Consider the following 12,688-nt stretch of genomic DNA (forward strand, 5'->3'; position numbering starts at 1 on the left):
CGAATCCTGCACGACCCACCAATGTAAAAAAGCGCCCTAAAGGCGCTTTTTTGCTATCTGCGATATAAACGATTCGAACCTGCTGCAGGTTCGGTGTTGAGCGCAGCGAAACAACGGAGCCGTTTACGGCGACGGCCCGAAGGGCGAGCGAAGCGAGTCATCCTGCACGACCCACCAATGTAAAAAAGCGCCCTAAAGGCGCTTTTTTGCTATCTGCAATTTACCCGCAATTATCAGCGATTAACAACCTTCCTGCATAAATGTTGCAATCAGCTTGCTCAGCACAGGCGTAACCTGCTGATGCTCATACACTAGGTAGAGATCTGCCGCTATCCGCTCTTCCAGCGGCCGAAACACCACGCCGGGCCAGTTCATTTGTGCATAGCTGTCAGCCATTAATGTAATCCCCATCCCCATGCTGATCATCGCCAGCACCGTTTGCGGTTCGACCACTTCACGAACGATCATTGGGGTAAAGCCCGCTTTCTGACAGACAATCTGCAAAAAGGCCCAATCGGAATGTACCGACGGCAGCGTCACGAAGTACTCATTGCGCAAGGCGTCTAACGGAACGCGATCGCAGGCTGCCAGGAGGTGATCTTCCGGCATAGCCACCAGGAACGATGCTTCATACAGGCGCTGGGCAGAAAAGCGCTCTGGCAATGCCGTCGCCATCCGCCAGATCCCGGCGTCCAGCTCGCGCCTCTCCAGCAGTGCCATTTGCAGCCCCGGCGACTTTTCACGGAATATCACATCAACGTTGGGGTTCTCCTTTAAAAACCGATGCATCATCGGCCGCATTCGCCCCCACATCGCCGTGCCAACCACGCCCAGCTCAATTCGCCCAGACTCGCCGCGACCAATCTTTTCAACCCGTGCCAGCGCCTGATTGGTGCTTTCGATTAAGCGTCGTGACTCCTCCATCAGCACCTTGCCGGCGTGCGTGAGCGCTACGCTGCGAGAATGCCGCACAAACAGTAGCGTACCGAGCTGCTGTTCAAGCTCTTTGATATGAATACTGAGCGAGGCTGCGACATATTTAAACGCACTGCGGCTCGGCCAAAATGCAGCTCTTCCGCCACGGCGATAAAATAGCGTAATAATTTAAGATCGATACGGTGCTCACGTCCCATCACTATTACGCTCCATAATGGCTATTTGAAGGATTAACTTACCACACCCCTCAGTGAAAAATAAACCTGACGGCCAGATAGCCAAAATACATAAATACAATTGATAAAACACCGGGAAGCACATTTGGCGCAGGAATAGGTAAGCGGCAAAGCGTAAACCGCGCACCAATACCGAACCCAATACCGGATGACATAATAATATCTTTCACAACGATTCCTTGTAGTTAAATAATCGCTGGCGACAATCCTCACCAGCGATGAGTTAATTAATGCGCCACCGATGCCGAGGATATTTTCTCCGGCTCGTGTTTATATCTGAAGAAAATAGCGAAGATCACCGCCAGTGCTAATGCGTAGGCAGCAAAGACCAACCAAATGGTTTGCCAATCTTTCACGCCATCGACGGAGAAATAATCTACCGCCATGCCGCTTAAGAGTGACCCCACCCACGCGCCGACACCGTTCACCATGGTCATAAACAGCCCCTGGGCGCTGGCGCGAATATGTGCCCCCACTTCCTGTTCAACAAATACGGAACCGGAAATATTGAAGAAATCGAACGCACAGCCATACACAATCATCGACATCAGCAGCAGAACAAAGCCCATCGGCGACGGGTCGCCAAAGGCAAAAAAGCCAAACCGCAGCGTCCATGCCACCATGCTCATTAGCATGACGGTTTTAATGCCAAAGCGCTTGAGGAAGAACGGAATCGTCAGAATAAACCCGACCTCCGCCATCTGAGAAACTGAAAGCAGGATGGAAGGATACTTAACTACAAAACTGTCGACGAATTCAGGATTACGGGCAAAATCATGCAGGAATGGGTTACCGAACACGTTGGTAATCTGCAGCACCGCGCCCAGCATCATGGCGAATAAAAAGAACAGCGCCATGCGCGGATCTTTAAACAGCACAAACGCATCCAGCCCCAGTTTGCTGGCAAGCGTGGTGGCCACTTTCTTCTCAGCCGTGGGAATTTTCGGCAACGTGAACGCATACAGCGTCAGCAATACCGACGCCCCGGAAGCGATATAAAGCTGCACATTGCTCAGTTCAAGATGTAGCAGGCTGACCGACCACATGGCCACAATAAAACCGAGGGTCCCGAACACGCGAATCGGCGGGAAACGGGTCACCGGATCCAACCCCGCCTGCGCCAGGCAGGAGTACGACACGCTATTCGACAGCGCAATGGTCGGCATAAACGCCATCGCGTTAACCAGCATCACCCAGAACATGGTGTCAGCATCGGTGACCGATGCGGCGTAAAACAGCACCCCGGCACACACCAGATGACACAACATATACGCACGTTCCGCACGCAGCCATTTATCGGCAATAATGCCCATAATTCCCGGCATAATAATTGCCGCCAGCCCTTTAGAGCTGTACACCATCCCCACGTTAGCACCGGTAAAATGTAACGTATTGATCATGTAAGAACCCAGGGTGACCAGCCAGCTTCCCCAGATAAAATACTGTAAAAACGACATGATTTTTAAGCGAGACGTAATGTCCATCATCATTTCCTTGTCGTAGCATCAGGCCCCCGAAAGGGCCTTGTCATCGGCTATCAGGCCAGTTTGCGTAAGAAGCCGCAGATAAGATTGATAAAGTTCTGGCGGGACAGTTCGGCAGCGGCCAGCGTCTGCGCGTGTGACAATTTCACATCGCTCAGCCCTTCCGCCATATTAGTAATGGCGGAAACCGCCACCACCTTCAGCCCGCAGTGGCGCGCGGCGATCACTTCCGGCACCACCGACATCCCCACCACATCGCCGCCGATGATTTGCATCATGCGAATTTCAGCCGCCGTTTCAAAATTTGGCCCCGGGTAGGAGACAAACACGCCTTCGCTCAGCGGGAAGCCCTCTTCCTTTGCAACGGTCTGGAGCAACGCGCGATAGTCTGCGTCGTAGGCGTTCGCCAATGAGAAGAATCGTTCGCCAAAGCGCTCATCATTTGGCCCCACCATCGGCGTGCCCGGCATGGTGTTGATATGGTCTTTCAGCGCCACCAGCTCGCCTGCCCCCACTTCCGGGCGCAGAGAACCCGCCGCATTGGTGCAAAATAGCAGCTCGCAGCCCAACAGCTTGAACGTACGCACAGCGTCGGTCATGATGCGCATCCCGCGGCCTTCGTAGAAGTGGCCACGCCCCTTCATACACGCCACCGGTACGCCCGCCAGCGTGCCGAGCACCAGTTCTCCCGCGTGGCCATGCACGGTACTCACCGGGAAGCCGGGTAATTTTTCATAAGAAATGGCAACGGCGTCTTCAATTTGCTCAGCCAGCGCCCCTAACCCGGAACCTAATATAAACGCCACTCGCGGCGTAAAGCCCGGCTTGTAACGGTGAATAATATCAACGCAGTACTGCGGGTTATTTGAAAAATGAGGATGGGTCATAGCTATCCTTAAACAGTGTGAACAGAACATGAAATAATTCACTGTTTATAGCGATACTTATATGGAACTAACCAATACTATTTATTCTCACAATCGATAGTAATTTTAAATCAATCGGAACTTATATTCTGCAAGTATTAATTCAGCGTAAAAACAGTATTGGTAATGGGCCAGGTTTAACAATACAAATGGCATGTTTTTATTATTCCTAAAAATAGAGAAATTAACAATGAACAATAAACGCATTATTCTTGCCATTACCTCTCTGCTTTTACTTCCCGCCGCGTCTCATGCCGAATTTAAAGGCGGATTCGCCGATATTGGTTTGCATTATCTTGATTGGTCAAACCGAACCACGGAGAAATCGAGTAATAAGTCGCATAAAGATGACTTTGGCTATCTTGAACTGGAAGGCGGCGCCAATTTCAGCTGGGGCGAAATGTACGGTTTCTTCGATTGGGAAAATTTTTATAACAACCGTCACGATAAACCCGGCAGCGAACAACGCTATACGTTTAAAAACACCAACCGCATTTATCTGGGCGATACCGGGCTGAATCTCTATCTCCACGCCTACGGGACCTATGGCTCACCGAACCGGGTCAATTTCCACGATGATATGTTCCTCTACGGCCTTGGCTACAACTTTACCGGCAACGGTTATTGGTTTAAGCCGTTTATTGCTAAACGCTATACCGATCAGACCTACTACACCGGTGATAATGGCTACGTGGCCGGGTGGGTTGCCGGGTACAGCTTTATGCTCGGCCATGAGAAATTCACCGTCACCAACTGGAACGAATACGAATTTGATCGGGATCCAAGCTATGCGGCCGGTAACGGCGGTAAGGAAGGGCTGAACGGCGCGCTGGCGGTATGGTGGAACGCAACAGCCCATCTGACCACCGGTATTCAATACCGCTACGCGGACGATAAGCTCGGCGAAAGCTGGTATCAGGACGCTATCATCTACTCGGTAAAATTCAATTTCTGATGCTCAAATGCGGGAAGCAATGCTCAAGCTTCCCGCTAGCAGGCCGATATTGGTTATATTTCCCTTTATAAGGCCTCGATCATGACCACTATCAGCACAACTTCCCTCGCAGCGCTGAAAGCCACCACCAGCTCCGCCGCGCCGGAAGGTAACGATGCCGCATCGCAGATGGCGCGTATCACCCAACAGATTGTGAAGCTCACCCAGCAGCTAAAAGAAATCGCCGACGGCAGCGGGAGCACCGAAGAAAAACAAAAGCGGGCGGAAATGATTCAGGAGCAGATTACCATGCTGGAAGCACAGCTGGCGCAGCTGCAGCGCCAGCAGGCGGAAAAGGAACAAGAAAAACAGGAAGCCTCTGCCGCCCCCGTCACCGGCATCAATAAGCCCAGCGACGACCGTCAAATCGATATCTATATCTGATACAGCGGCTCCTGAGCGCGGTTATCCATCAGCAGCTGGCTCTGCTCACGCACCACGTCCCACAGCGCCTGGGCGGCCGTCGAGAGCGAGCGATTTTTTCGCCGCGCCAGCATCAGCTGACGCTCTACCCCTGGGGTCAGTCGCTTCACAACCAGCGGGCTCCCCTCAGGTAACGGCAGCGCCAGCGCGGGGATAATGCTAATACCAATACCGGCGGTCACCATCGGGAACAGCGTTGCCGGGTGGCCAATTTCCTGCACGATATCGGCTTCAATATCATGCAGGCGCAGCGCGGCATCAATCAGCATTCGGCTGCCCGAGGCGTAGTCCTGCAGCACCAGCTTCGCCCCCTGTAGCGCCTGCCAGCTCACGCTCGGCAGCCCAGCAAACGGATGATCGCCGCGGCACAACAGGAAAAACGGTTCCGACAGCACGGCTTCGCACTGTAAATCCCCCACAACGCCCGGATCGATAACGATGCCAAAATCCACCTCGCCCTGGCGGATGCTCTCCAGTACCCACTGCTGCGGTCGGTCATGCAGCACAAAGCGAATATCCGGATAGCGGCGATTGCTTTGGGCAATGCATTGCGGAATAAGATGCGCCGAGATGGTCTGGCTTGCCGCCACGCGCACCGTCCCGCTAAGCTGCTGACCAATACGCCCGGCTTCACGCAGCGTGCTATGCAGCTCATCCAGCAGGCGCTCAAGCCGCTGCGCCAGCTGCTGCCCAGCTTCGGTTAGCACCACTTCGCGCGTGGTGCGGTCGAGCAGACGCACGCCGGTCTGATGCTCCAGTTCCTTTACGCTATGGCTAACCGCCGACTGGCTGAGGCCAATGATCTCCCCCGCCCGACTAAAGCTTTTCGCCTGCGCAACCGTCACAAACACCTTTAACTGTCGAAGAGAGTAATTCATCTTTTTTATTCATTAATGGATGCAATAAATCAATTTTATTTCTCAACAATAAAAAAGCAAAATAGCATCATCGATCTTCAGGAGTCTTTATGAAACTTTTCCGCATTTTAGATCCGTTTACGCTTACTCTTATCGCCGTCGTCCTGCTCGCCACCTTCTTTCCCGCGCGCGGCGATTTCGTACCATTTTTCGAAAATTTAACCACCGCCGCCATCGCGCTGCTGTTCTTCATGCACGGTGCCAAGCTATCGCGTGAATCAATTATTGCCGGCGGCAGCCACTGGCGACTGCACCTGTGGGTGATGTGCAGTACGTTTGTGGTCTTCCCTGTGCTCGGCGTACTGTTCGCCTGGTGGGCGCCCATTAACGTCGATCCGGCACTCTATTCAGGCTTCCTGTATCTCTGCATACTGCCTGCAACCGTGCAATCGGCCATCGCCTTCACGTCCCTGGCGGGCGGTAACGTAGCTGCCGCCGTCTGTTCTGCGTCCGCCTCTAGTCTGCTGGGGATTTTCCTGTCGCCGCTATTGGTTGGCCTGGTGATGAATGTTCACGGCGCCGGCGGCAGTCTCGAGCAGGTGGGCAAAATTATGCTGCAGCTGCTGCTGCCGTTCGTTCTTGGCCATCTCTCCCGCCCCTGGACTGCCGCATTTGTCAGCAAACACAAAAAATGGATCGCCAAAACCGACCAGACGTCAATTTTACTGGTGGTCTACTCCGCCTTCAGTGAAGCGGTGGTTAACGGGATCTGGCACAAAGTCGGTCTGGGGTCGCTGCTGTTTATCGTCGTGGTCAGTATCGTGCTGCTGGCAGTGGTGATTCTGATCAATACCGTGGTTGCCCGCCGTCTGGGCTTCAATAAAGCCGATGAAATTACGATTGTTTTCTGCGGTTCGAAAAAGAGTCTGGCCAACGGCATTCCGATGGCCAATATTCTCTTCCCGACGTCAATTCTGGGGATGATGGTGCTGCCGCTGATGATCTTCCATCAGATTCAGCTGATGACCTGCGCGGTGCTGGCGCGCCGCTACAAAGCGCAGACTGAAAAACTGCAGGCCAAAGAGCAGGCCCGCGTTTAAGGCTAGCGTTTAAGGGGCTGCACCAGTTGGGTCAGCCCCTCGGTTTTAATCAACAGCGTCAGCTGCATCAGCTCGCCAAGGTGGCCCGCCGGAAACTGATCCTTGCGGGCAAACCACAGCAGATACTCCTCCGGCACGTCGATTAAACGTCGGCCTTTATACTTGCCGAACGGCATCTCGGTGTTGGCAATCTCAATCAGCTGCGCTTTATCCACGTCACACTCCTAGCAGCCGCAGCATTTCCGCTTCATCAATCACCGCGATGCCAAGCTCCTGCGCTTTGGCCAGCTTCGAGCCTGCCGCTTCGCCGGCAATCACCAGGTCGGTTTTCTTTGATACGCTGCCCGCCACCTTCGCGCCCAGCTCGACCAGCCGTGCTTTGGCGTCATCACGGGACATCTGGCTCAGACTGCCGGTCAGCACCACGGTTTTACCTGCAAACGGGCTGTCTATCTCTTCAACGTTGATTGCCACCGGCGCAGGCCAGCTGACGCCTTCTTTCAGCAACTGTTCAATGACTTCGCGGTTGCTCGCTTCGGCAAAGAAGTTAAACACGTGGTTAGCCACCACGACGCCGACGTCCGGCACTTTTTGCAGCTCGTCAATCGACGCGGCCTCAAGCGCATCCAACGTACCAAAATAGGCCGCTAGCCCTGCGGCAGTGGCTTCACCCACTTCACGAATGCCGAGCGCATAGAGGAAACGGGCAAATGTCGTTTGCTTCGCCTTTTCCAGCGCATTCACCACGTTCTGCGCCGACTTGGGCCCCATGCGGTCCAGGCCGGTCAGTTTGCCTGCCGTTAAGGTAAACAGGTCGGCTGGCGTATGGACGTACTCTTTTTCCACCAGTTGATCGATGATTTTATCCCCCATGCCGTCCACGTCGAGAGCGCGGCGAGAGACAAAATGCTTCAGCGACTCTTTGCGCTGCGCACCGCAGATCAGGCCGCCGGTGCAGCGCGCCACCGCTTCCCCCTCTACGCGTTCAACGTCGGAGTGACACACCGGGCAGTGGGTCGGGAAGACAATTTCCTGCGTGTCATCAGGGCGCTCAGAAACCACCACGTTGACCACCTGCGGAATAACGTCCCCAGCGCGACGAATCACCACTTTATCGCCGATACGCAGCCCCAGCCGCGCAATTTCATCAGCGTTGTGCAGCGTGGCGTTGCTGACCAGCACGCCCGCCACCTGGACCGGCTCAAGCCGTGCAACCGGCGTAATCGCGCCGGTGCGCCCGACCTGGAATTCAACGTCGCGAACAAAGGTCATCTGCTCCTGGGCCGGGAACTTGAACGCGACCGCCCAGCGAGGGGCGCGGGCAACGAAGCCCAGCTGTTCCTGAAGCGCCAGCGAGTTGACCTTGATCACCACGCCATCAATATCAAAGCCCAGCGTTGGGCGATCTTCTTCAACTTTATGGTAGTAAGCGAGCACTTCCTCCGGCGAATCGCAGAGCGTCACGCGGTCGCTCACCGGCAGGCCCCACGCTTTAAACTGCATCAGGCGACCCAGATGGGTATCCGGCAGCTCGCCGCCTTCCAGCACGCCGACGCCATAGCAAAAGAAAGTAAGCGGTCGCTTCGCGGTAATGCGCGGGTCCAGCTGGCGCAGCGAACCGGCCGCCGCGTTACGCGGGTTGGCAAACACCTTGCTGCCGGTCCGGCGGGCGTCTTCGTTGATCTTTTCGAACCCGGCCTGCGGCAGGAACACTTCGCCGCGGACTTCCAGCCGCGCCGGAATGTTGTCGCCGTGCAGCTTCAGCGGGATCGCACGGATGGTACGCACGTTAGAGGTAATGTCCTCCCCGGTAGTGCCATCACCGCGCGTGGCGGCGCTGACCAGCACGCCGTTTTCATAAAGAATGCTCACCGCCAGCCCGTCGAGCTTCAGTTCACAGCACCAGGTCAGCTTGTCGCTGCTGTTGAGGCGGTCCTGCACGCGTTTGTTGAAGGCGAGGAAACTCTCTTCATCAAACACGTTATCCAGCGACAGCATCGGCACTTCATGACGAATCTGGCTAAAGGCGCCCAGCGGCTCAGCGCCGACGCGCTGGGTCGGTGAGTCAGCGGTAACTAACTGCGGATGCTGCGCTTCCAGCTCGCGCAGCTCGCGCATCAGGCGGTCGTACTCGGCGTCCGGTAGCTCCGGCGCATCCAGAACGTGGTACAGATATTCATGATGGCGAAGCGTCGCTCGCAGTTCATTCAGTCGTTGTTCTATAGATTGCATATCACACCATCAATGATAAAAAACCCCCGACAGGCGGGGGTTCAGGAGGGGTTGAAAACGCACGCGCCGAATCAGGCGTTGGCGTCTTTCACTTCGCGAATACGATCCTGATACTCGCGCAGCTTTTGCGGGGTCATCATCCGACGCTGATCGTCGAGCACCACGCCGCCGACTTCATCGGCAATATACTGTGCCGACTGGAGCATCAGCTTGAAGTTTTGCAGCTCATCACCGTAGCCCGGCACCTGCATGAAGATAGTCACGCCTGGCGTTTGCATATCGCTCATGTTGTCCGGATCAAACGTCCCCGGCTTGAGCATATTCGCCAGGCTAAACAGCGCCGGGCCGCTTCCGTCCGGGCTGAGATGGCGATGGAAGATGTTCATATCGCCAAACTTGAATCCGGCCTGTTGAATGCTGTTGAGCAGCAGTTCACCGTTAATGTATGAGCCCTGGTGAGCGGACACGTTCATGACGATGACCGTCTCTTTGCGCTCCGGCTTAACCGGTTCGGCGGGTTCTGGCGCTGGCTGTGCAACCGGTTCTGGCTGCGGCGGCTGCACCGGCAGCGGCTGGGCCGTCGGCGCTGCTACCGGCGCGGCAACGTGCGGCTGCGGAGCAACAGGCTGAGGCTGATGTACCGGCGGCACGGGCTGCGGTTGTTCGAGAACCGGCGGGCGCACGGGCTGCTGCACAGGCTGAGGAGCCTGTCGCTCGTAAGGCGGCTGGTACTGGTGTTGAGGCGCGTGACGGGGGGCTTCATGCTCCCCAGCGGCCCCAGGGGCGTGATTAACCTTGTGGACACGAACTTCACCCACGCCTTCAACATTGTCATCAACGTCGTCTTCCGACTCATCGTCGGCATCGCGAGACTTCATACGCTTGATTGGGCGATCGCGGAACATCGAGGAACGCTCTTTACGGCTCGTCCAGAAACCATGAACCAGTAAAGCGAGTATGGCGATCGCGCCAACAATGATTAATATCAGACGCAAATCCTGCATCATTATATTCTCTGTTGTTCTAACACCTTGCCACCACGGCAAACATTTACTCACTAAGAGTATTTGCCCATCACGTCAAGTGCAAGTGTGCACATGACATTCACCGCAGAAAGATGCGTTAAATCGTACTTTTTGCTTGTTTTTCGAACATTTCTTAACTGGTGATTGTCCAACAACTCGCTAATATAGTGTCGTCTTTTCAATGTAGTCAGACAAAGGAGCTTCACCTGACCATGGTTTCATCGTCCACCCCTGCCGCACGCAGCGGCGTTTACTATTTCTCTCAGGGCTGGAAACTGATCGGCTTGCCGGGCATTCGCCGATTCGTCATCTTACCGCTGTTGGTCAATATTGTGCTGATGGGCGGCGCCTTCTGGTGGCTGTTCAGCAAGCTGGAGAGCTGGATCCCCTCGCTGATGGGGCGTATTCCCGACTGGCTGCAGTGGCTGAGCTATCTGCTTTGGCCGGTGATCGTGATTTCAATTCTGCTGGTTTTCGGCTATTTCTTCTCAACCATCGCCAACTGGATAGCCGCGCCGTTTAACGGTCTGCTGGCCGAGCAGTTAGAGGCGCGCTTAACCGGCGCCACCCCGCCGGACACCGGTATTGTCGGTATTATGAAAGACCTGCCCCGCATCATGAAACGCGAATGGCAAAAACTGGCGTGGTATCTACCGCGCGCGATTGTGCTGCTGCTGCTGTACTTCATTCCTGGCGTCGGCCAGACGGTCGCGCCGGTGCTGTGGTTCCTGTTCAGCGCCTGGATGCTGGCGATTCAGTACTGCGACTATCCGTTCGATAACCACAAGGTACCGTTTAAAACTATGCGTGAAGCGCTGCGCACCCGTAAGGTCACTAACATGCAGTTTGGCGCGCTGACCAGCCTGTTCACCCTGATCCCGGTGCTTAACCTGGTGATTATTCCGGTGGCGATTTGCGGCGCGACGGCGATGTGGGTGGACTGCTATCGCGATAAACACGCGATGTGGAAATAACCTCACTTTCAGGCGTAATGCTTAACTGACGTTGTAGGCCGGATAAGCGCAGCGCCATCCGGCAACGTGTATGGGCTCTGCCGGATGGCGCTGCGCTTATCCGGCCTGCCGTTTCCCGTTATGCCTTGCCTTATTCCATCACGATAGCCATTATTTCCCTTCAGTATATAGATATGCGAAATCCTTACTTCCGCAGAATCTTTAAGCAGGTATGCTGGTCCAGTACCCCAAATTTCATACAGTTAAGGACAGGCCATGAGTAAGATTTTTGAAGATAACTCCCTGACTATCGGTCATACGCCGCTGGTACGACTGAACCGCATCGGTAACGGGCGCATTCTGGCGAAGGTTGAATCACGTAACCCGAGCTTCAGCGTCAAATGCCGTATCGGTGCCAATATGATTTGGGATGCCGAAAAACGTGGCGTACTGAAACCGGGCGTTGAACTGGTTGAACCGACCAGCGGCAACACTGGGATCGCTCTGGCCTACGTCGCCGCCGCTCGCGGTTACAAACTGACGCTGACCATGCCGGAAACCATGAGTATTGAACGCCGTAAGCTGCTGAAAGCGCTGGGCGCCAATCTGGTGCTGACCGAAGGTGCGAAAGGCATGAAGGGCGCAATCCAGAAAGCGGAAGAGATCGTCGCCAGCAATCCGGAAAAATACCTGTTGCTGCAACAGTTCAGCAACCCGGCGAACCCGGAAATCCACGAAAAGACCACCGGCCCGGAAATCTGGGAAGATACCGACGGCCAGGTTGACGTATTCATTGCAGGCGTCGGCACCGGCGGTACTCTTACCGGCGTCACGCGTTATATTAAAGGCACCAAGGGCAAAACGGATCTCATCTCCGTGGCCGTTGAACCAACCGATTCTCCGGTCATCGCGCAGGCGCTGGCAGGTGAAGAGCTGAAGCCTGGCCCACACAAGATCCAGGGGATCGGCGCGGGCTTCATTCCCGGCAACCTCGATCTGAAACTGATCGACAAAGTGGTCGCCATCACCAATGAAGAAGCCATTTCTACCGCACGTCGTCTGATGGAAGAAGAAGGTATTCTGGCCGGTATCTCTTCCGGTGCTGCCGTTGCCGCCGCGCTGAAACTTCAGGAAGATGAAACCTTTACCAATAAGAATATTGTGGTTATCCTACCCTCTTCGGGTGAACGCTATTTGAGCACCGCGTTATTTGCAGATCTCTTCACCGAGAAAGAACTGCAACAGTAATGCCAGTGCGTTAAAATCGTGTAAAAAAGCACCCAGTCGGGTGCTTTTTTGTGGCGTACGTCAAACTTTTACCCCCCCTGGCATTGCTTCACCTCCTTAGGTCTGGTATTTAACCATCATATTTATTTTGAGCCGCGAAATTATTCATTACAGGTTTTCCTGTGCTGAATCGATTTTATGATTTGGTTCAAATCCTGCTTTCGCGGCATAATGTTTAATGATAAGCGAAACGTCAAAGGCCAGAAGCGTCTGCGTCGGAAGGTTTGTCGCCGAT

Annotated in this window: 12 protein-coding genes and 1 pseudogene; 5 read left to right on the top strand and 8 right to left on the bottom strand. The window is 54.7% G+C overall.

Going from position 1 to position 12,688, the window contains the following annotated elements:
* Window positions 1–240: 240 nt before the first annotated feature.
* The 4 genes and pseudogenes from V6942_RS14885 to xapA form a co-directional block, all read right to left on the bottom strand.
* A pseudogene (locus tag V6942_RS14885) lies at window positions 241–1,133 on the bottom strand (LysR family transcriptional regulator).
* Between the two features lie 50 nt (window positions 1,134–1,183).
* On the bottom strand, window positions 1,184–1,342 hold the full coding sequence (locus V6942_RS14890; protein ID WP_333501411.1) for a DUF1427 family protein: 159 nt from the start codon (window positions 1,340–1,342) through the stop codon (window positions 1,184–1,186).
* A 57-nt stretch (window positions 1,343–1,399) separates the two neighbouring features.
* Entirely contained in the window at window positions 1,400–2,656 is a 1,257-nt protein-coding gene (locus tag V6942_RS14895) for a nucleoside permease (protein WP_106924187.1), read from the bottom strand.
* A 53-nt stretch (window positions 2,657–2,709) separates the two neighbouring features.
* On the bottom strand, window positions 2,710–3,543 hold the full coding sequence (xapA, locus tag V6942_RS14900; RefSeq protein ID WP_182930218.1) for a xanthosine phosphorylase: 834 nt from the start codon (window positions 3,541–3,543) through the stop codon (window positions 2,710–2,712).
* Between the two features lie 229 nt (window positions 3,544–3,772).
* On the opposite strand from xapA, the gene V6942_RS14905 reads away from it, so the two are divergent.
* Window positions 3,773–4,537, top strand: coding sequence for an outer membrane protein OmpK (locus V6942_RS14905; RefSeq protein WP_106924185.1), 765 nt, complete (start codon window positions 3,773–3,775; stop codon window positions 4,535–4,537).
* An 81-nt stretch (window positions 4,538–4,618) separates the two neighbouring features.
* Window positions 4,619–4,960: a FlxA-like family protein gene (locus tag V6942_RS14910; RefSeq protein WP_333501412.1), complete on the top strand. Its 342-nt coding sequence runs from the start codon at window positions 4,619–4,621 to the stop codon at window positions 4,958–4,960.
* Here the strand turns inward: V6942_RS14910 and V6942_RS14915 are convergent.
* A complete protein-coding gene (locus V6942_RS14915; protein ID WP_106924183.1) occupies window positions 4,951–5,877 on the bottom strand; it encodes a LysR family transcriptional regulator in 927 nt (308 codons plus the stop codon). The genes V6942_RS14910 and V6942_RS14915 overlap by 10 nt on opposite strands.
* 89 nt (window positions 5,878–5,966) lie before the next feature.
* On the opposite strand from V6942_RS14915, the gene V6942_RS14920 reads away from it, so the two are divergent.
* Window positions 5,967–6,956, top strand: coding sequence for a bile acid:sodium symporter family protein (locus tag V6942_RS14920; protein ID WP_106924182.1), 990 nt, complete (start codon window positions 5,967–5,969; stop codon window positions 6,954–6,956).
* A 2-nt stretch (window positions 6,957–6,958) separates the two neighbouring features.
* On the opposite strand, the gene V6942_RS14925 is transcribed toward V6942_RS14920, so the two are convergent.
* The 3 genes from V6942_RS14925 to zipA form a co-directional block, all read right to left on the bottom strand.
* Complete coding sequence (locus V6942_RS14925) at window positions 6,959–7,171, bottom strand: DUF3820 family protein (protein ID WP_106924181.1); 213 nt, start codon at window positions 7,169–7,171, stop codon at window positions 6,959–6,961.
* A 1-nt stretch (window position 7,172) separates the two neighbouring features.
* On the bottom strand, window positions 7,173–9,188 hold the full coding sequence (ligA, locus tag V6942_RS14930) for an NAD-dependent DNA ligase LigA (RefSeq protein WP_106924180.1): 2,016 nt from the start codon (window positions 9,186–9,188) through the stop codon (window positions 7,173–7,175).
* 71 nt (window positions 9,189–9,259) lie between these two features.
* On the bottom strand, window positions 9,260–10,195 hold the full coding sequence (zipA, locus tag V6942_RS14935) for a cell division protein ZipA (protein WP_333501413.1): 936 nt from the start codon (window positions 10,193–10,195) through the stop codon (window positions 9,260–9,262).
* Between the two features lie 230 nt (window positions 10,196–10,425).
* Here zipA and cysZ point away from each other — a divergent pair, with 230 nt between their 5' ends.
* Window positions 10,426–11,187 carry a sulfate transporter CysZ gene (gene cysZ / locus V6942_RS14940; protein WP_333501414.1) on the top strand — a complete coding sequence of 254 codons (762 nt, stop codon included), beginning with the start codon at window positions 10,426–10,428 and terminating at the stop codon, window positions 11,185–11,187.
* Window positions 11,188–11,442: 255 nt separating this feature from the next.
* Window positions 11,443–12,414: a cysteine synthase A gene (cysK, locus tag V6942_RS14945; RefSeq protein WP_106924178.1), complete on the top strand. Its 972-nt coding sequence runs from the start codon at window positions 11,443–11,445 to the stop codon at window positions 12,412–12,414.
* Window positions 12,415–12,688 lie beyond the last annotated feature (274 nt).

Origin of the sequence: Kluyvera genomosp. 2 (genome assembly GCF_036759865.1) — a bacterium.
Classification (GTDB): Bacteria; Pseudomonadota; Gammaproteobacteria; order Enterobacterales; family Enterobacteriaceae; genus Kluyvera; species Kluyvera ascorbata_B.